This is a genomic window from Bacillus sp. FSL K6-1560 (assembly GCF_038592935.1).
Classification (GTDB): domain Bacteria; phylum Bacillota; class Bacilli; order Bacillales; family Bacillaceae; genus Bacillus; species Bacillus subtilis.
On record NZ_CP151946.1, the window covers coordinates 1,011,181 to 1,030,607 of the forward strand.

At 42.8% G+C, this 19,427-nt stretch carries 17 protein-coding genes, 1 tRNA gene and 1 riboswitch; of the genes, 12 read left to right on the forward strand and 6 right to left on the reverse strand.

The window, feature by feature from the left end; genetic code table 11:
* Positions 1–34: 34 nt before the first annotated feature.
* From tlpB to rhaA, 6 genes are all read left to right on the forward strand, one after another.
* Positions 35–2,023 (forward strand): methyl-accepting chemotaxis protein TlpB, encoded by a 1,989-nt coding sequence (tlpB, locus tag NYE22_RS05395; protein WP_003243983.1) that lies wholly within the window; start codon positions 35–37, stop codon positions 2,021–2,023.
* A gap of 137 nt (positions 2,024–2,160) precedes the next feature.
* Positions 2,161–4,230, forward strand: a complete 2,070-nt coding sequence (locus tag NYE22_RS05400; protein WP_085185970.1) for a bifunctional aldolase/short-chain dehydrogenase — start codon at positions 2,161–2,163, stop codon at positions 4,228–4,230.
* Positions 4,231–4,286: 56 nt separating this feature from the next.
* Positions 4,287–5,063 (forward strand): rhamnose catabolism operon transcriptional regulator RhaR, encoded by a 777-nt coding sequence (gene rhaR / locus NYE22_RS05405; protein ID WP_342412369.1) that lies wholly within the window; start codon positions 4,287–4,289, stop codon positions 5,061–5,063.
* Between the two features lie 4 nt (positions 5,064–5,067).
* Positions 5,068–6,525: a rhamnulokinase gene (rhaB, locus tag NYE22_RS05410; RefSeq protein ID WP_266107652.1), complete on the forward strand. Its 1,458-nt coding sequence runs from the start codon at positions 5,068–5,070 to the stop codon at positions 6,523–6,525.
* A gap of 17 nt (positions 6,526–6,542) precedes the next feature.
* Positions 6,543–6,857 (forward strand): L-rhamnose mutarotase, encoded by a 315-nt coding sequence (gene rhaM, locus NYE22_RS05415; RefSeq protein ID WP_003243762.1) that lies wholly within the window; start codon positions 6,543–6,545, stop codon positions 6,855–6,857.
* A gap of 25 nt (positions 6,858–6,882) precedes the next feature.
* Positions 6,883–8,157: an L-rhamnose isomerase gene (gene rhaA, locus NYE22_RS05420; protein WP_342412370.1), complete on the forward strand. Its 1,275-nt coding sequence runs from the start codon at positions 6,883–6,885 to the stop codon at positions 8,155–8,157.
* A 40-nt stretch (positions 8,158–8,197) separates the two neighbouring features.
* Here rhaA and iolU read toward each other — a convergent pair whose 3' ends face one another.
* Positions 8,198–9,184 (reverse strand): scyllo-inositol 2-dehydrogenase, encoded by a 987-nt coding sequence (gene iolU, locus NYE22_RS05425; protein ID WP_041850599.1) that lies wholly within the window; start codon positions 9,182–9,184, stop codon positions 8,198–8,200.
* A gap of 181 nt (positions 9,185–9,365) precedes the next feature.
* Here iolU and NYE22_RS05430 point away from each other — a divergent pair, with 181 nt between their 5' ends.
* From NYE22_RS05430 to NYE22_RS05440, 3 genes are all read left to right on the forward strand, one after another.
* On the forward strand, positions 9,366–10,532 hold the full coding sequence (locus NYE22_RS05430) for an AI-2E family transporter (protein WP_021480467.1): 1,167 nt from the start codon (positions 9,366–9,368) through the stop codon (positions 10,530–10,532).
* Between the two features lie 92 nt (positions 10,533–10,624).
* Positions 10,625–11,455: an undecaprenyl-diphosphate phosphatase gene (locus tag NYE22_RS05435; protein ID WP_014477785.1), complete on the forward strand. Its 831-nt coding sequence runs from the start codon at positions 10,625–10,627 to the stop codon at positions 11,453–11,455.
* Positions 11,456–11,562: 107 nt separating this feature from the next.
* A tRNA-Ala gene (locus NYE22_RS05440) sits at positions 11,563–11,635 on the forward strand.
* 106 nt (positions 11,636–11,741) lie between these two features.
* Here the strand turns inward: NYE22_RS05440 and cdoA are convergent.
* Positions 11,742–12,227 carry a cysteine dioxygenase gene (gene cdoA, locus NYE22_RS05445; RefSeq protein WP_015251362.1) on the reverse strand — a complete coding sequence of 162 codons (486 nt, stop codon included), beginning with the start codon at positions 12,225–12,227 and terminating at the stop codon, positions 11,742–11,744.
* A gap of 502 nt (positions 12,228–12,729) precedes the next feature.
* Here cdoA and NYE22_RS05450 point away from each other — a divergent pair.
* From NYE22_RS05450 to NYE22_RS05460, 3 genes are all read left to right on the forward strand, one after another.
* The gene (locus NYE22_RS05450; protein WP_342412371.1) at positions 12,730–14,265 is read left to right on the forward strand and encodes an MFS transporter; all 1,536 of its coding nucleotides are present in this window, start codon (positions 12,730–12,732) and stop codon (positions 14,263–14,265) included.
* A 160-nt stretch (positions 14,266–14,425) separates the two neighbouring features.
* The gene (gene lytG / locus NYE22_RS05455; protein ID WP_032726765.1) at positions 14,426–15,274 is read left to right on the forward strand and encodes an exo-glucosaminidase LytG; all 849 of its coding nucleotides are present in this window, start codon (positions 14,426–14,428) and stop codon (positions 15,272–15,274) included.
* 108 nt (positions 15,275–15,382) lie between these two features.
* Positions 15,383–15,646 carry a YiaA/YiaB family protein gene (locus tag NYE22_RS05460; protein WP_003222348.1) on the forward strand — a complete coding sequence of 88 codons (264 nt, stop codon included), beginning with the start codon at positions 15,383–15,385 and terminating at the stop codon, positions 15,644–15,646.
* Positions 15,647–15,681: 35 nt separating this feature from the next.
* Here NYE22_RS05460 and ktrB read toward each other — a convergent pair whose 3' ends face one another.
* The 4 genes from ktrB to gbsR form a co-directional block, all read right to left on the reverse strand.
* The gene (ktrB, locus tag NYE22_RS05465) at positions 15,682–17,019 is read right to left on the reverse strand and encodes a Ktr system potassium transporter KtrB (protein WP_124047981.1); all 1,338 of its coding nucleotides are present in this window, start codon (positions 17,017–17,019) and stop codon (positions 15,682–15,684) included.
* A gap of 6 nt (positions 17,020–17,025) precedes the next feature.
* Complete coding sequence (gene ktrA, locus NYE22_RS05470; RefSeq protein ID WP_003228942.1) at positions 17,026–17,694, reverse strand: potassium uptake protein KtrA; 669 nt, start codon at positions 17,692–17,694, stop codon at positions 17,026–17,028.
* Between the two features lie 72 nt (positions 17,695–17,766).
* A riboswitch (cyclic di-AMP (ydaO/yuaA leader) is annotated at positions 17,767–17,915 on the reverse strand.
* 144 nt (positions 17,916–18,059) lie between these two features.
* On the reverse strand, positions 18,060–18,605 hold the full coding sequence (gene bslA, locus NYE22_RS05475; RefSeq protein ID WP_003243556.1) for a biofilm surface layer hydrophobin BslA: 546 nt from the start codon (positions 18,603–18,605) through the stop codon (positions 18,060–18,062).
* Positions 18,606–18,802: 197 nt separating this feature from the next.
* Entirely contained in the window at positions 18,803–19,345 is a 543-nt protein-coding gene (gbsR, locus tag NYE22_RS05480) for a transcriptional regulator GbsR (protein ID WP_015251366.1), read from the reverse strand.
* Positions 19,346–19,427: the final 82 nt, after the last annotated feature.

Here is a 19,427-nt window from a genome sequence, read left to right on the forward strand (position 1 = left end):
TATTAGATTTATCTTAAAGGAGGAGTCAATAAGAATGGGAAAATTCATACAATGGATCAAACAGCCATCGATCAGCAAACCGCTAATCGCTGCGTTTCTGGCAGTGCTTATTTTGCCGGTTGGGGTTTTAGCATATTTCAGTTATCAATCAGCTTGGAACGCGTTAGACAGAGAGCTCATAAGCAGTGCGAAGGGAAATGTTGAAGAACTAAACAGTACGCTGCAAAATAAATTAGAAGATAAAGTAAAAGCAATAGATTATTATAGTGAGACAGTCGATAAAGACATATTGTTAGGCAAAAACAAAACATTACTGAAAGAGAAATTTAAGCAGTACACGACACTTAACGACGATGTAGGCGCAATCTATGCTGCCTCAGAAGATAAGAAGCTTTATAAATATCCGGATAGCGGTGTTCCGAAAGGCTTTGATCCGACAGGACGTGACTGGTACAAACAGGCGGTTGCGGAAAAAGGACAAGCTGTTTTCTCAGAACCGTATACCGATGAAGCAACAGGAGATATCGTTGTCACAATTTCAAAACAATTAAAAGACGGTTCAGGGGTTATAGCGCTAGATTTAAACCTGGATGAAGTGCTTACTGCATCAAAAAGAATCAAAATCGGTAAAGAAGGCTTTGCATTTATTACGACAGGCAACAAAAAATATATCGCCCATCCGACCATTAAGCCGGGGACAACCGGTTCCGGCGATTGGACAAACCAAGTATATTCCAAAAAAGAAGGCTCATTTGAATATACATTCGAAGGCAAAGAAAAGAAAATGGCCTTTACGACAAATAAACTGACTGGCTGGAAAATCGCGGGCACATATTTTGTCAGTGAATTGCAAGATGCTTCAAGCCCGGTGCTGAACACTGCGGTTATCATTCTATGCGTATCAATAGTAATCGGCGGCATACTCATACTCTATATTATCCGTGCCATCACCAAGCCGTTAAGAAAACTTGTCTCAACGTCTGCAAAAATCAGCAGCGGAGATCTTACAGAAGTCATTGACATTCACTCGAAAAACGAGTTTGGCCAGCTTGGCGAAAGCTTTAATGAAATGTCTGCATCATTGCGTTCTGTAATCGGCGTTATTCAAACGTCTGTAGAAAACGTCGCTTCATCTTCTGAGGAGCTGACAGCAAGCGCAGCCCAAACAAGCAAGGCAACTGAACATATTACACTTGCCATCGAACAGTTCTCAGATGGCAACGAGGCACAAAGCGAGAAACTGGAAACAAGCTCAAATCATCTTTCTCAAATGAACGAGGGGATTTCAAAAGTGGCTCAGGCCTCTTCAACCATTACGAAATCATCGATTCAGTCCTCTGAGGCAGCGGGCAGCGGAGAAAAGCTGGTGGAGCATACAGTCGGCCAGATGAAAACAATTGACCAATCCGTTCAAAAAGCGGAAGCGGTTGTGAAGGGCCTTGAAACAAAATCGCAAGACATCACAAGCATCTTGAATGTGATTAATGGCATTGCTGATCAAACCAACCTGCTTGCATTAAATGCTGCGATTGAGGCGGCAAGAGCGGGAGAATACGGAAGAGGTTTCTCAGTAGTTGCGGAAGAGGTTAGAAAACTTGCTGTACAATCAGCAGACTCCGCCAAGGAAATTGAAGGATTAATTCAAGAGATTGTCAGGGAAATCAGCACCTCACTTTCAATGTTCCAATCCGTGAATCATGAAGTGAAAGAAGGCTTGCAGATTACGGATCAAACAGCAGAAAGCTTTAAACAAATCTATGAGATGACAACCCAAATTTCCGGCGAATTGCAAAACTTGAACGCGACGGTTGAACAACTGTCAGCCGGATCACAGGAAGTGTCAAGTGCTGTTGAAGATATTTCTGCAGTGGCGAAAGAAAGCTCAGCAGGCATTCAGGATATCGCAGCTTCGGCGGAAGAACAGCTTGCGTCCATGGAAGAAATCAGCTCTTCAGCGGAAACGTTGGCAAACATGGCGGAAGAACTTCAGGACATTACGAAGAAATTTAAAATAGAATCATAATGAAACGAGAAAGCGGCATATCTGCTGCTTTCTTTTTTTGTTAGAAAGCAAAAATAAACAAAAACGATTCAAAAACAAACAGAAATCATATATAATGAAAACGGATACAAATAAAAGGGTATGGAGGAATATCAAATATGGTGAAACATATATGGGATTCAGAGCGAGCTGCACAGTTGCCTAAAGGTGTAGAGGAATTGGTGTACAGGTCCAATCTGATCGGGTCAGACCGCACTGTCTGCAACTGGGGCGGGGGGAATACATCTATGAAAACAACGGAAAAGGATTTTAGAGGCCGTGAAATAGAAGTCATGTGGGTAAAAGGAAGCGGTTCGGATTTGGCAACAATGAAAGCGCATAACTTTTCCGGTTTGAAATTAGATGATATCCGCCCGCTGATTAAAAGGGACCAAATGCCCGATGAAGAAATGGTAGACTACCTGTCTCATTGTATGATAGACAGCAAACATCCCCGCCCTTCAATTGAAACGCTATTACACGCTTTTCTGCCATACAAACATGTTGACCATACCCATCCAGATGCGATTATCAGCATATGCTGTGCGGATAATGGAAAACAAATCGCTGAAGACATTTACGGAAATCGGTTTGTATGGGTGCCATACGTCCGTCCTGGATTTACTTTGTCTAAAATGATCGCTGAAGGCGTAGCAAACAATCCCCACGCCGAGCTTGTATTAATGGAGAAACACGGCTTAGTCACTTGGGGAGAGACGTCTGAAACATGTTATCAAAAAACGATATCCATCATTCAAGAAGCCGAGCAGTATATTAACGATCGTATCAATCAGCATGAGGTATTCGGAGGCAAAAGGTATCAGCCGCTGCCGGAGGATAAAAGAAAACAAATCTTGGCAGGCATCATGCCTGTGATCAGAGGAGCAGTAAGTGAAGAAAAGAAAATGATCCTTTCCTATGATGATCATGACGATGTCTTGGAATTTGTAAACAGTGTCCAAGCGCCAGCACTTTCGCAAATCGGTGCGGCATGCCCGGATCACCTTGTTCACACAAAACGGGTTCCGCTGTACATTGATTGGAATCCGGAAACTCAAGATGTGCACAAGCTTGCGGATCTGATCAAGTCAGGAGTCGAGACCTTTACATCAGAGTATCAGGCTTACTTTACACGCAATCAGCAGGACGGGGATCAAATCTTTGAATCCGCCCCGCGGGTGATATTGATTCCTGGAATCGGAATGGTGAATACAGGAAAAAGTTATACGATGTCTAAAGTAAGCGGGGCTTTATATCGGAGGGCCATCGCCGTAATGAAAGGAGCAACCGCTCTGGGGCAATTTGTTTCTTTACATGAAAATGAATCCTACCATGTCGAATATTGGCCGCTCGAACTATATAAACTCACGCTGGCCCCGCCGGAAGCAGAATTTTCCCGGAAAGTAGCGCTGATAACTGGAGGAGCCGGCGGAATCGGCAGTGCGGCATGCCGCCGATTTGCAGCTGAGGGAGGGCACGTGATCGTAGCTGATCTGAATATAGAAGGCGCACAGAAAATTGCCGGGGAAATAAACGATGCATACGGAAAAGGACGGGCAATGGCTGTCAAAATGGATGTGACAAAGGAGGAAGACGTACAGTCAGCTTTTGAACGAGCGGCGCTTGCTTACGGCGGCATTGATATCGTCGTCAATAATGCCGGGCTGGCCACATCAAGCCCATTTGACGAAACAAGTCTAAAAGAATGGAATCTTAATATGAATGTTTTAGGAACAGGCTATTTCCTTGTAGCCCGTGAAGCGTTTAAACAGATGAAACATCAAAATAGAGGCGGAAGCATGGTATTTGTCGGATCGAAAAATTCGGTTTATGCGGGAAAAAACGCCTCTGCCTACAGCTCTGTTAAGGCGCTTGAAACCCATTTAGCAAGATGCATCGCAGCAGAAGGCGGAGAATTCGGCATTAGGGTCAACTCCGTTTTGCCTGATGCAGTTCTTCAAGGATCGGCAATCTGGGGTTCAAGCTGGCGGGAGGAACGAGCCGCGGCGTACGGGATTGAACCGGATCAGCTGGAGGAACATTACCGGAAACGGACAGCATTGCTCGTCAATATTTATCCGGAGGATATTGCCGAAGCCATTGCATTCTTCGCTTCTTCCAAAGCCGAAAAAACAACGGGGTGCATGATCACGGTAGACGGCGGCGTCCCTGCTGCTTTTACGCGTTAGAAATATGCTATGATAAAAATATAAGACGGACTACGATATGAGGAAGGGCGTTACCGATGCTAGTAGCAGAACGGCAGCAAAAAATAGTGGAAATAGTAAATATGCGTTCAAGCATCCGCGTTTCCGAATTAAGTGACATATTTTCAGTCACAGAGGAAACCATTCGGCGTGATCTTGAAAAGCTTGAAAAAGAACATAAACTGAGCCGGAGCCACGGAGGAGCGGTCAGTATTCAGCAGAAGGAATCAGAAATTCATTTTTCTGAACGGGAAATCACGAATGTCATCGAAAAAAAAGCCATCGCTCACGAAGCGGCCAAATATGTAAAAAGCGGAGACCGAATTATTCTCGATGCAAGCACAACTGCCTGGTACATGGCGAAAATACTCCCTGACATTGAGCTCACCGTGATTACAAACTCAATGAAAGCAGCTATTGAACTCAGTAATACAGAAAACATATCAGTCATTTCAACAGGAGGCATTTTGCTGGAAAAATCATTATCATTTGCCGGCCCGTTAGCAGAGCGTTCACTTGAGACCTATCATGTCAATAAAACCTTTCTGTCATGTAAGGGATTTGACGTACACAACGGGATGAGTGATTCAAATGAGTGGCAGGCGCTGCTCAAAAAACGGATGATCGAAAGGTCGGACCAGACCATTTTGATGGCCGATTCAAGCAAATGGGGGAACCGCGAGTTTTCACATATCGCCTCGCTGCAAGATGTCAGCCGCCTTATTACGGATTCTGGACTTGATCCGGCATCGGTAAAAGCTCTTGAGGACAAAAAGGTGAAGGTGACAGCTGTTCCTCTTTCGAAGAGAGGGTGAAAGGATGATTTATACTGCCATTGATGTAGGCGCATCAAGCGGGAGAATCATGGTAGGTGAACTGAATGAAGGGAAGCTTGACATACAAGAGATTCACAGGTTCGCTAACGGTTTCAGTCAAAGAGACGGGCAGTGCTTATGGGATATTGATCATTTGCTAAAACAAATCCTGCAAGGACTGCAAAAAGTAAAGACGCTTGGGTATGAACACTGCACCGTAGGCATTGATACTTGGGCAGTTGATTATGTCTTACTGGACGAAAAAGGCGATCGGTTGCGGGAAGCAATCTCCTACCGTGATAGAAGAACAGATCACACAATAGACAAACTGGAACATACCCTCTCAAAAGCCGCAATTTATCAAAAAACAGGAATACAATTTCAGCCTTTCAACACGATCTATCAATTGTTTGAAGAAGACCGTGAGCTGCTGAAAAAGACAGACAAAATTATGATGATTCCTGATTATTTAGGCTATTGTTTAACCGGAAAAGCTGTAACGGAAATCACAAACGCGTCCACAACACAGCTTTTAAACGTCTCAACGGGAAATCTTGATCCTGAATTGCTTGAAGCCGTGTCTGTTCTGGAACAGCAATTTGCGCCGCTCACTGAACCGGGGTGTGAACTTGGGAAGCTAAGAAATGAGTGGTTCCCGGATTATGATCTCCCGGTGTGCAAGGTGATGACAGTCGCAACACATGATACGGCCTCGGCCGTCATTGCGGCGCCAGGCGTAAATGATGGCTGGGCGTATATCAGCAGCGGAACATGGTCGTTAATCGGGGTTGAAAACAAAACACCGATAATAACTGATCTTGCTTTAGAAAACAACTATACAAATGAACGCGGCGCAAACAACACCATTCGCTTTCTCAAAAACATTATCGGCATGTGGGTGATACAAGAAGTCAAACAGCAGCTACAAGCAGATTATTCTTTTCAGCAGCTTGCAGAAGAAGCCAAAAAAACAGAACCATTCCAGCAATTTATAAACTTAAATGATAAACGTTTCCTGAATCCAGAAAACATGATAAAGGAAATACAACATTATTGCAGACAAACCCGCCAAAAGATTCCCCGTACTGCAGGCGAACTTGCCTGCTGCATCTACAGCAATTTAGCCATCATCTATGCGATAGCCATCAAAGAGCTCGAAACAATCACAGAAAAACCGATCGAGCAATTTCATATCATCGGCGGCGGAGCCCGGAATGATTTCTTAAATCAATTAACGGCAGACATGAGTGGAAAAGCGGTATATGCAGGGCCGATAGAGGCAACTGCCACAGGAAATCTTTTGATGCAAATGATTGCTGCCAAAGAAGTCAAAGACATAAAAGAAGCCCGGCAAGTCGTCAGAAATTCCTTTCCGATCAAAGTGTTTACACCCAAAGACATTGACAGAAGCACGATCATTCAGTCCTTTCAGCAAACCGTTTTGAAAGCGCTATCTAAATGATGGAGAGGTGAAAAGGTTTGAAAAGAAAAGCCAGTATCATGTTTGTCCATCAAGACAAGTACGAAGAATACAAACAGCGGCATGATGACATTTGGCCTGAGATGGCAGAAGCACTCAAAGCTCATGGAGCACACCATTATTCCATTTTTCTAGATGAGGAAACAGGCCGGCTTTTTGCATATTTAGAAATAGAGGATGAAGAGAAATGGAGAAAGATGGCGGACACGGAAGTTTGCCAAAGATGGTGGAAATCGATGGCGCCACTAATGAAAACAAATTCGGATTTCAGTCCTGTTGCGATAGATCTAAAGGAAGTTTTTTATTTGGATTGAAAAACTGATAAAGGGAGAGAGCCGTATGACCATAAAAGCCAATTATGACAGTGCAAAACAGGCATATGAAAAATGGGGAATTGATGTTGAAGAGGCGCTTCGGCAATTAGAGCAAGTGCCCATTTCGATCCACTGCTGGCAGGGTGACGACATTGAAGGCTTTGAAGTAAATAAGGGCGAGCTTTCAGGCGGAATTGACGTGACCGGCAATTATCCCGGAAAAGCGCAAACTCCTGAAGAATTAAGAAGAGATTTGGAGAAGACTCTTTCTCTCATTCCTGGAAAGCACCGCGTAAACCTGCATGCGATATACGCAGAAACAAACAGGGAAGCGGTAGAACGTGACGAATTGAAGCCGCAGCATTTTGAAAACTGGGTGAAATGGGCAAAAAACCTTGGTCTCGGTTTAGATTTTAATCCAACCTTGTTTTCGCATGAGAAAGCGGCTGACGGACTCACCCTTTCACACCCTAATCCGGACATCAGAGAATTTTGGATCAGGCATTGCATCGCTTGCCGCCGTATCGGGGAATACTTCGGGAAAGAATTAGGAACACCTTGCTTGACGAATATTTGGATTCCCGACGGCTATAAGGATATCCCGAGTGATAGGCTGACACCGCGTAAAAGACTAAAAGAATCACTGGATCGGATCTTCGCAGAGGAGATCAGTGAACAACATAATCTTGATTCAATCGAGAGCAAGCTGTTCGGGCTTGGCTCCGAATCATATGTTGTCGGATCTCATGAATTTTATTTAGCTTATGCTTTGACGAATCATAAGCTTTGTTTACTTGATACAGGCCATTTCCATCCGACTGAGACGGTATCGAACAAAATCTCGTCCATGCTGCTTTACACAGACAAGCTTGCCTTGCACGTATCGCGGCCTGTTCGTTGGGATAGCGACCATGTAGTGGTTTTGGATGATGAATTGAGAGAAATCGCTCTTGAAATTGTACGAAATCATGCTCTTGAGAAGGTCGCCATCGGTCTGGATTTTTTCGATGCCAGCATTAACCGTGTAGCCGCCTGGACCATCGGAACGAGAAATATGATCAAAGCTTTATTGTATGCCTTGCTTCTCCCGAACGGATATTTAAAACAATTGCAGGAAGAGGGCCGCTATACAGAAAGGCTGGCCCTGATGGAGGAATTCAAAACATATCCTTTCGGAGCCATCTGGGATTCCTACTGTGAGCAAATGGGCGTTCCGGTAAAAGAGGCATGGCTTCATGACATCAAAGAATATGAGCAACAGGTGCTTTTAAAAAGGAAGGCATCTTCTCCGATTGTCTAATAAAAAATCCGCCGCGGCATTTGCACGCGGGCGGATTTTTTTAAGCTTGATCAGCAGGGTATACAATCCCCATTTGCTTTCTTGCTTCTTCCATAATTTTTGCGGTGGTCAAAGACCGTTCAAATGTATTTTCTTCAGATTCCAGCTTATTCTCTTTTATGAGCGTGACAAATTCTTCTGCTTCATAGAACATCGCCGGTTTAGGATCAGGGATCGCGATGTTTTCAAGGCGGCCGTCCCGGTAGCGGATTTCAACACGTTCAGGCCGGTGAATCGTATCGATTACAATCGTCCCGTCTTCACCCTGGATTTCCGCCGGGGCATAGGAAGTAGAGATTTTGGAATGCATCAGAACGGCTTCGAACCCGTCGTAAGACAGAATGACAGTTCCTTCTCCGTCCACTCCGGAAGATAAAGCATATCCGTTTGCTTTTACATCCTTTGGCTCGCCAAACAACACAACAGCCGGATAAATACAATAGACGCCAATATCCATTAATGACCCATTGGAAAGCTCAGGCTGAAACGCATTCAAAACAGTTCCGCTTCTGAACGCGTCATATCGTGAGGAATACTGGCAGTAGCTTGCGGTAAATCTGCGGACAGTGCCGATTTTATGCAGGTGTTTTTTCAGCTCTTTGAAATTCGGCAGGAAAGTGGTCTTCATTGCTTCCATGAGAACAACACCGTTTGCCTTAGCCGCTGAGATCATCTCTTCTGTTTCTTTTGTATTCGAAGCAAACGGCTTCTCACAAAGCACATGCTTGCCATGGTTCATAAAGAGAACGGCTTGTTCCTTGTGAAGAGCGTTCGGGCTCGCTATGTATACGGCATCAAAGCAATCGCTCGCCGCCATTTCCTGAAGGTCTGAGAAGGCATGCGCAGCGTTGTGTTTAGCAGCAAACTCGCCAGCGCGTTCAGCCGATCTTGAATAAACAGCAGTCAGCTGAAAATCTTCGATATCCGCTGCTGACTCAAGAAAGCGGTCTGTAATCCAGTTGGTTCCTATTATTGCAAAACGTATCACTCGTATCGCTCCTTTTGCATGATATAGCTAAATTATAGCTTAAAAAGAACAAAATCACATGATAGATATAAATAGAATGTTAAAACCGAGAAAGCTTTTCCAGCAATTAACGGTTTTTATTTTTCATTATAGGGACGATAGTGTACAATTTAATTAAACTATGTATGACGGAGGAACGATAGTGGAGACGTTGCAAACATGGAGCGGCAGATTCAAGCGATTCTTCTTGGATAATAAGTTTGTTTTATTTTTGCTTGTGCTGCTGCTGATTGGTTTAAATATTCTAGTATTTACAAAAACATCATTTATTTTCACCCCGATTATTGTTCTGCTCAAAACGATATCACTTCCGATTATTTTGACAGGCATTGTTTTTTATCTGTTAAACCCAGTCGTCGATTTTCTGGAGAGAAGAAGAATAAGAAGAATCTATTCTATATTGCTGCTATATCTATTGGTTATCGGGCTGATCACGATCACGATCGTGTCGATCATTCCCTTCTTAAAAGAACAAATTATGAGTTTGATTGACAATATCCCGAGATATGTGGACGTCGTAGAAAATCAGACGAAACAGCTGATTGGCAGCAACTTCGTCAATCAGGCCCAGCAAACGATGAACATTAATATATCTGATCTTGCTACAAAGGTTTCGGATCAGGCAGCGACGATCGTGAACAGCACCTTTACCGGTGTTGGGAATTTTATCGGCGCACTGACTGAGATTATCATTTCGATCGTCACGGTTCCGTTTATTCTATTTTATTTGCTAAAAGACGGAAGAAAATTACCGGTCTACATACTGAAGTTTGTGCCGACTCGATTGAAAGAACAGACATATACAGTCTTAAGCGAAATGAATCATCGGTTAAGCTCTTATATCAGAGGCCAGATCATTGTCAGCTTCTGTATCGGGTTTTTGCTGTTTATCGGTTATTTGATTATCGGGCTGGATTATGCTTCATTGCTTGCAGTCATTGCGGCTTGCACAAGCATCGTTCCATATTTAGGGCCAACGATTGCCATTACGCCTGCGATTATCATTGCCATAGTGACATCGCCGCTCATGCTGCTTAAGCTGGTGATCGTTTGGACGATTGTTCAGCTGATTGAAGGGAAGCTGATCTCTCCGCAAATTATGGGAAAAAACCTTCACATCCATCCGATTACGATTATTTTTCTGCTGTTAACAGCCGGCAAGCTGTTTGGTGTTGTTGGAATCATTCTTGCCATTCCTGGCTATGCAGTTGCCAAAGTCATTACGACACATTTATTTGACTGGTTTAAAATGCAGTCACATTTATACGATGAAGAAAAAAATGAAAATACGTCGGGTCATAAAGTGTGATTTTCGTTTATAGTTATATAAGACGGGCTTTCCATTTATGGAAAGCTCCCGTTATGTAAAAAAATAAATGTCTAATGGGGAGAATCAAAATCATGACTCTATGGGAATTGTTTGTAGCCGCCATTTTAGGAATCGTAGAAGGATTAACAGAGTACGCGCCGGTTTCTTCGACAGGACATATGATCATAGTAGACGACATCTGGCTTAAATCAAGTAATCTGATGTCAGAAGAAGCTGCTAACTCATTCAAGGTGGTTATTCAGCTAGGCTCCATTTTAGCAGTAGCTATCGTGTTTAAAGACCGAATTTTAAATTTACTGGGCTTGAAAAAAAATATTACAAGCGACCAGGAGCAGGGACATAAATTAAGCATTGCCCAAATTGCCGTCGGACTCGTGCCTGCAGCTGTTCTCGGCTTTTTGTTTGAAGATTACATTGATGAATATTTATTTTCCGTTAAAACTGTGGCCATCGGTTTAATTGCCGGGGCAATCCTGATGCTTTTTGCTGACTGGGTCAATAAACGGAAAACAGCGACAGACACACTCGACCGCATTTCCTATAAACAGGCGATAGCCGTCGGCTTATTCCAATGTCTTGCCCTTTGGCCGGGTTTCTCGCGTTCGGGTTCAACCATTTCCGGCGGTGTTATTCTCGGATTAAACCACCGAGCTGCAGCCGACTTTACGTTTATTATGGCGATGCCGATCATGATGGGAGCCAGCTTTCTAAGCCTCGTGAAGCATTGGGACAGCTTAAGTTCGGATCTGATGCCATTTTTCATCGTCGGCTTTATCTGTGCCTTTGTGGTCGCACTGTTTGTCGTCCGTTTCTTCTTAAGGCTGATTAACAAAATCAAACTTGTCCCATTTGCAATCTATCGAATTATTCTCGGTGTGATTTTACTTTTGATCATGATGTAAGTCGAAAAATAAGGCTCTTTTCCGAGCCTTATTTTTTCTGTCAATTCAAGAGGAAACAGCTTGTTTTTCAAAATAAAATCATCTATAATAAACATGACGTTACATACGGGGCCATAGCTCAGCTGGGAGAGCGCTACGCTGGCAGCGTAGAGGTCAGGGGTTCGAGCCCCCTTGGCTCCATACCTTTAAACCCTTATTCGATAAGGGTTTTTTTGTTTTGAGGAAAAGGTTTCATTCTCTGAATCCTCCAGTTGAGTGAAGTCAAAGTGAGCAGTTTATCTGTCAATCATGAATTTTCCAATACCTCCTTTTGTTCCTCAAAGACCGTCATGTCTTCCAAAGGAGGGGAGTAGACATGAAGAGACACCATTCGTTCGGATGTTGGATTGGACATTTTGTGAATTAAACCTTTGGTTGAAATAAGGCATTCTCCTTCGTGGACAAAGTATGAATTGGAGAGTTCTGCGTGTTCGCCGGCTGAGCGATAAATAGAATTAAGAAGCTTTCCTTCTAACACCATTGCACAACCAATGGATTGACCATGATCGTGTACTGTTGTCTCCTTGTTTGGCGGAATGTTAATCACGATAATTTCTAATTCATTATTTCGATAGATGGCATTTCGGCCGTAAGCGTACTGGTCTGGTTCCTTAATATACGGTTGACTCAATTTTGCTGCGTTTGGAATTTGTTTTAAAGACGTTGCTAAATCTTTAACCGATGGATTTTTCAAGCCGCCAAAAATGTCTTGGATACACTCATACAGTTCCATTCGTTTTTGCCTCCCGGAATATTTAGAATTTCCTTACATTGGTATTTCATAGGTTAATTCATGGTATTTACCCATATACAATTTAGAGGCGGCAAACGCCCAGTGAACACAAAAAAATGTGGGGGTAAAATGTTGTCTTATCACCAACTTATTTGAGTTTATTAGTTGGAATAGTGGATTGAAAGGATTAAAACGGCCTGCTTTAATTCGCTTGAGGGAACGAGCAGGGATTCATAAGTGCAGTTCTAGACACAATATCGGGGAAAAGCTTTCAAGCTTTCTATGTTGTGCTTGAAATTTACTCCATTGACAAAACACAATCGATTTGAAATAATATTTGATTATATGCTCATTCATTCACATAATTATAATAAAATAATATCATTTCCCCTGAAAGGGAGAATATTAGAATGAAAGCTAATGGTATGCAAAATCTATTAGCTTCTTTTGTTTTCAAAAAATGATGTGTTTCGCATGTATTCATATAGGAAGGGATGACAACATGAAGACAAAACACTATTGGGTGATTTCTTTGCTCGCCGTCTTAGCGGTCGGGCCGGGATTGATGTCTAACACGGCATTGTCGTCAGTTCAAGGCCTTGTTCAGAAAACGGTTGGAACAAGTGTCTTTACATCAGTAAATCCGATATTGATCGGCAATATGGCCTTTGCCTTGTTAGTTCCGGCAGGACCGCTGCTGAGGAAAAAATTCGGTGCTCGTCCCGTCTATCTGGCTTCATTACCTGTCTTTATACTAGGCTCACTGCTCATCGCATGTTCAGGCGATATTGCATGGATGGCGGCAGGGCGCTTTTTACAGGGGGCGGCAACAGGCGTCATGCTGATGATTATGATTCCAATGCTTGTACTGTCATTCCCGATTGAACGCAGGAACTATGCACTGCTTGTGCTGATCGGGGGATTCTATGGTTCTGTTATCATCGGTACAATCCTGGGAACCATTGCAACAAGCTGCGGGCATTGGAGATGGCTGTTTTTCATCTTTGGCACCTTGTCCCTGATCGGTGTCGCGGTGAGCTATTTCTTTCTTCATGACGAGCATCACGGAGCGTCGGATCAAGAACAGCCGCTTGATCGTGCGGGAATTCTTTTATCTGTTTTCCTTGCCGCAGCCTCAGCGGTTTCATTCATTTTTCTGCAAAAATGGGGGCTGTCATCGGGTTATGTATGGATTGGTTTCGGGGTGACGTTATGTTTGCTCATTGGTCTATTGATTGTGGAATATAAAGTGAAAAACCCATTCATATCTATTAAACTGATGCTGCTGCCAAAACCGGTGCTTGGCTTATTGATCATAGCTGCAGGGACGATAACGGTAGCTGTCAGCCTGTCTGCTTTTCAAGGCTTGCTCCGTCAAATGTATGATATTTCTCAGGAGCATCTCATATTTTTAAACTTGACTCTTTTAATCGGAGTGGCGATCGCGGCCATTTTAAGCGCTCTGTTATACGATAAAGTCGGACCAGGGATGCTCGGTATTATCGGCGGACTCATTCTCGTCTTTGTGAATTTTCAATGGCTGCATATGCAGGATCGATCATCTCTTTATATGTTCGCGGCACTGTTTATCATGCTTGCAGCGGGAACAGGCCTGACAGTCGCCGCAGGGCTGATGGGAGCTGCCATGGGAGGCCCGCTGCCTGATTTGGTCAAGAGAATGACAGCTGTTCAGTTTTTAAGATTGTTTGTCTATATGGGAGTTCCTATTCTCATCGGCTTTTTCACGAAAAAAGATGCTGCCAGACAAAGCGGTTCGGTACAGGATTCTATGATGACTGCTTATCATGATCTCTTCTTCATTTCTTTTATCCTTAGCGTGCTGCTCGTCTGCCTGTCATTTTGTATGAATGCCACTGGAATGGGGCACAAGCTGGCACATAAACCACATGATAAAGCGAAAACAGCTCCGGAAAAACCGGCCGTTTCAGCAGAAGGTTTGTCGAAGGCAACTGTCAAATCATATAAAGTAATAAATGATACGGAATATCGTAATGCACTCAGAAATTTACAAAAATAGAAACATGGTAAAAACCTTTTCATTGAGCGAAAAGGTTTTTATTTTGCAATCTTTTCCCAACTTTATCCCTAAAGAATTGAAAAATATTAGAAGTGCAAGTAAAATTCTAAAAGGTAGATTCTTTTACATTCGTAATCTTTTAATTCGAAGGAAGGTTTTCATGGCCCGTAAAAAACTTAAAAAACGTAAACTCTTGATTTCACTATTTTTCATTGTATCGATTCCGCTAGCTCTGTTTGTTTTAGCGACAACTTTATCAAAACCGATTGAAACATCCAAAGAAACTGAAGAAATCGATGAACAGCAAGTATTTATAGACAGTCTGTCCGGACATGCCCAAATTTTGTATGAAAAATACCATGTTCTCCCCAGCATCACAATTGCTCAGGCCATTCTCGAATCGGACTGGGGGAACAGTGAACTGGCTGCTAAGGCCAACAACCTTTTTGGCGTAAAAGGGAATTATAAAGGCCATCATGTCACGATGGAAACGGACGAAGTTGAAAAAGGTAAAAGAAAAACCATTCGCGCGAAGTTTCGAAAATACAGCACGTTTTTTGAATCTATGGATGATCACGCCCAATTGTTCGTCCGTGGCACATCGTGGAATAAAAAGAAGTATAAACCGGTGCTTGAGGCAGGGAATTATAAGGAAGCGGCAACCGCCCTGCAAACATCAGGATATGCTACAGACCCTGACTACGCTGACAAAATCAGTGCTATTGTGGAAAAATACGATTTAGATGAGTACGATGAGGTAAATCCATCCCTCAAATCTGTGGATTTAAACGCCTCTATTAAAGACAGTGCCGTTCAAGACGTATGGTCCAAGCCTTCTACTGATGATCGCTCCATAAGGCTTACCTCTGCCCAATCTTACGTCGGCAAAGACATAAAGGTTGTGTCTAAAAAACAGAAAGGCCAGTCTGTATGGTACCAATTCCAAATCAATGATAAACTTATTGGCTGGATTGATGATTCAGCTGTTGAAATAAAGGAGGCAACCTAAGCCCTTTTTACTGGTATTTTTAATTCTTTGTTCCATTCCGGGGAATTTGAGGTATAATATTCCACGGAAGTTATCACTTTTTAACTATGCTTTCGGGAGGGAACAAAGGTGCAGAAATATAGACGCAGAAACACGGTTGCCTTTACAGTATTAGCTTATTTTACTTTTTTTGCGGGAGTATTTTTGTTTAGTATCGGACTCTATAATGCTGATAACCTGGAACTCAATGAAAAAGGTTATTACATCGCTGTTATGATACTTGTAGCAGTTGGTGCGATTCTTACACAAAAAGTAACCCGTGATAACGCGGAGGATAATGAAATCATCGCGGAACAGGAAAAAAGACAAAATCAATCTCATATCGAATCATAAAAAATCCGGCGACTGCACGCCGGATTTTTTTGATATCACCCTGTAAACACTTCGCCATCAGGATAACGGATATTTGATTGCTCTGTTTTTGCGAATGAAAACACGAACGTTAAAGGACCAATTCTTCCGATAAACATGATGACAATGATGATACACTTGCCAGCTGTTGTCAGTTCAGGAGTAAGCCCCATCGTAAGGCCGACAGTTCCGAATGCGGAAAAGGTTTCAAACACAATTTGAAGAAATGGCGCTTGTTCTGTGATCGTCAGGGCGAAAATCCCTAAAAACACGATGAACAAACTGGTGACGCTCACAGCTAAAGCTTTAATGATAATCGGATATTTGATGGAACGGCGGAAAATAACCGTTTCTTTTTTACCTCTCAAGTAAGCAATAACAGATGTTAAAATCACGATGAACGTAGTCAGCTTAATGCCGCTCGCCGTTGATGCGCTTCCTGCTCCGATAAACATCAATAATAAAGTAAATACAATTGTTCCTTCTCTCATGCTGCCGAAATCTAGAGAATTGAACCCTGCGGTTCTCGGCGTCACTGCCTGAAAATAGGACGCCCACAGTTTATCCACTATATGCAGGTGGCCGAGCGTGCCGGGGTTGCTGTATTCTAAAATAAAGACCGTAAGCATTGCAATCGCATTCAACATCAGCGTTCCTGTAAGCATGAGCTTTGTATGTAAAGAAAAAGCTTTAAAACGCCGATTTTTCATCACATCAAACAGAACTGTAAATCCGATCCCTCCTGTAATAAATAAGAAAGAAATCACGAGGTTTACTGTAGGGTCGCCAACGTAGCTCATCAAATTATCAGGCCACAACGAAAACCCGGCATTGTTAAAAGCAGATATTGCGTGAAACAAACTTGCAAACAAGCCGGATGACCAGCCGTATTGAGGTACAAGCCGGATGGATAAAATGAGTGCTGCTATCAATTCAATACTGATCGAAAACAGAAACAGGACTTTGACAAGGCCAATGACACCGCCGATTGTCGGCTGGTTTAAGGCTTCCTGGACGAGCATTCGTTCTTTTAAGCCGATTTTTTTTCCTAATATCATGACGATCAAGACCGCAAATGTCATAAATCCAAGCCCGCCAATCTGAATCAGCCCCATAATAACTGTTTGCCCGAATACCGTAAATTGAGTACCGGTATCGACAACAGCAAGCCCTGTAACAGTTGTAGCGGAAGCCGCAGTAAAAAGGGCATCTATCCATGACAATGGCTTCGTAGTGGAAATCGGAAGCATTAATAGGACAGCCCCGATGATAATGGTAAGGAAAAAACCAATGGCAAGCACTTGAGGCGGTGTAAACCGAACCCATTTGATCACTTTATCCTTTTGAAGTGTCACCTTTGTCTACATCCCTTCGTTTTCAAAACGTTTAATATCCTTTTTGTGGCCCATGATCACCAGGCAATCTTGCTCGTGAATGATGTCTTCAGGCGCGGGGGAAAGACAGATATCTCCATGATGTTTGATGGCCAGGATCGTGCAGCCGTACTTTGCTCTTACATTCAGGTCAATAATCGATTTTGAATCAAGCTTGCGCGTAGCCAACAGCTCGACAATACTGTATTCATCAGATAGATCAATGTAATTCAAAACATTTTCGTCTGAAAGGCTTTGTGCGATTTTAACCCCCATATCTTTTTCAGGATGAATAATCCGGTCAGCGCCGATTTTTTCAAGCACCTTGTGATGATAATAGTTTTGAGCCTTCACCCAAATATTTGGAATATCAAGCTCCTTTAATAATAGGGTGGTCAGCGTACTCGCTTGAATATTTGCTCCGATGGCAACAATCACATATTCAAAATTGCGTATTCCTAATGAAAGCAATTCGTTTTCTTCGGTGGCGTTGGCAATTACCGCATGAGTGGCGTAAGAAGCATATGCATTGACCTTTTCTTCGTTGATATCAACCGCAAGGACCTCATGCCCCATTCTATGAAGTTCTTTACAAATGCTGCCGCCAAACCGGCCCAGCCCGATCACGGCAAATTGCTTATTTTTAATTCTTCCCAATGTTCATATCTCCCTTAGTGAATTAACGTTTTTGAAACAAAAAAGACCATTGCAAAGAATGGCCGATAATAGACCTCCTCTCTGTATACGCCTACGAGGTTAGCTGTCGGATTAGGGATTCAGAGTACCCCCTCTTACTTAGTAAGATTCACCCCAAGGCTGTTAATAAAACAGCCAATCGTTGGTTCCCCCGTTCGTGTTTGATTAAGCGGTAAAAGAGACTGTATGAAATTGAACACTCAAGAATTTACTCCTGTTTCTAGTGTTTGTCAATTTAAATTTTAAACCAGAAAAAAGATAACGGGGATTAGAGAAAAAGGGGAGGGTAAAACGCAAAAAAGACCGGCGTTAACCGGTCTTTTACATTAGTTGCAACCGCAAGGCTGAGTCGGAGGAGTGCTGCGCTTAGCCACGTCAATGCTGGCTTCTGCGTAAAATTTATTTCCGATGCTTAATGATTTATTCTCCGCACGGAAAGTATATGTACCAGCGGCAGGAAGTGTTTTGTTATTCAGTTTTAATTTGAATTCGCCAGCTCCTAACAAATCAAGTGCCAAAGGAACTCTTACTGTTTTCCCGTTATTGAGGATCTGTGTTGTACGCAAGGCATTTCCGTTCAATGTGTCTTTCGTGTTTGCAGTAAATCCGCTTGGCAATGTAAACTCCATAACGCCAAGGCTGAGAAGCGTGTTTGGACGGTAAGTCAATTCGATATCTGAGAAAGACCATTCCGTTTTGCTGGCGCCAGTGATTGTTGCGAACAATGAAGCTGTAGACTGTGTTCTCATAGTGGATTCAGTATGAGCTTTAGTTGATGTAGATTCAGCCGCGAAAGAAGCTGTAGGTGCAGAAACGAGTAACCCGAGACTTAATGCACTAATTGCCAAAGAAGATAATAATTTGCGTTTCATAACAAAATTCCCCCTAAAAAATGATAAATTAAACAGGCCTGCCCGCTTTTCACCTCCTCTGAAAGGCCAAATACAAATTTTACCTACATAAAATTACCATCAAATATTTTGGAAGTAAATGGGGTGTTTTTCCCGTATTTTTCAAATTTGTAGTAGTTACATCAAAAAAACGCCTGGTTTCCCAGGCGTTTTCTGCTTTACTTTGTTTCGATCGGTATAAATTTAAAAATTTCTCCGGTCTGCACCGATTCAGCAAGCCGTTTCAGCCAGTCATAGTAAGCTTTAGAGCTTTCCAGCTGATCATATAACTGCAGTGCTTCATTTTTGATATCCTCATCGAGATCTTCCTTGCTTAAAACCTTTTGTAAATCAGCTTGTGCTTCCTCGATCGCTGTTACATTCACTTGAACCTCCCGCTCCCATTTAGGTGGAAAGAAATTTGTGAAAAATTTAAAGAAATCCTTCTCAGCCACAAATGTATGCTTGCGGATGCCCCGGTGAAATGTTTTTTTCACTACATTTAAGTCTTGAAGCTTTTTGACGCCAGTGCTCATGCTTGGTTTGCTCATTTGCAACTCCTCCCGCATTTCGTCAAGCGTCATCTCATCCCTCATATACATCGTCCCATATAAAATCCCGACACTGCGGGTAATTCCGTAAAGATCCATCGTTTCAGCAATGGAGTCAATAACAAGATCCCGAGCCTGTTCTATAGCTGCAAATTCTGGATTTTCATCCATACTGACCCTCTTTTCCTTTAGAAAATTAAATTCGTTAAGTTATTTCTTTATGCTCTTTATCTTAACGAAACATGAGGAAAAG

Bases quoted from the DNA above. Each gene is read 5' to 3' on its own strand.
- NYE22_RS05450 (WP_342412371.1), top strand. From the start codon at position 12,730: ATGAAGACAAAACACTATTGGGTGATTTCTTTGCTCGCCGTCTTAGCG.
- lytG (WP_032726765.1), top strand. From the start codon at position 14,426: ATGGCCCGTAAAAAACTTAAAAAACGTAAACTCTTGATTTCACTATTT.
- rhaA (WP_342412370.1), top strand. From the start codon at position 6,883: ATGACCATAAAAGCCAATTATGACAGTGCAAAACAGGCATATGAAAAA.
- NYE22_RS05400 (WP_085185970.1), top strand. From the start codon at position 2,161: ATGGTGAAACATATATGGGATTCAGAGCGAGCTGCACAGTTGCCTAAA.
- bslA (WP_003243556.1), bottom strand. From the start codon at position 18,605: ATGAAACGCAAATTATTATCTTCTTTGGCAATTAGTGCATTAAGTCTC.
- rhaB (WP_266107652.1), top strand. From the start codon at position 5,068: ATGATTTATACTGCCATTGATGTAGGCGCATCAAGCGGGAGAATCATG.
- tlpB (WP_003243983.1), top strand. From the start codon at position 35: ATGGGAAAATTCATACAATGGATCAAACAGCCATCGATCAGCAAACCG.
- rhaR (WP_342412369.1), top strand. From the start codon at position 4,287: ATGCTAGTAGCAGAACGGCAGCAAAAAATAGTGGAAATAGTAAATATG.
- gbsR (WP_015251366.1), bottom strand. From the start codon at position 19,345: ATGGATGAAAATCCAGAATTTGCAGCTATAGAACAGGCTCGGGATCTT.
- cdoA (WP_015251362.1), bottom strand. From the start codon at position 12,227: ATGGAACTGTATGAGTGTATCCAAGACATTTTTGGCGGCTTGAAAAAT.
- NYE22_RS05435 (WP_014477785.1), top strand. From the start codon at position 10,625: ATGACTCTATGGGAATTGTTTGTAGCCGCCATTTTAGGAATCGTAGAA.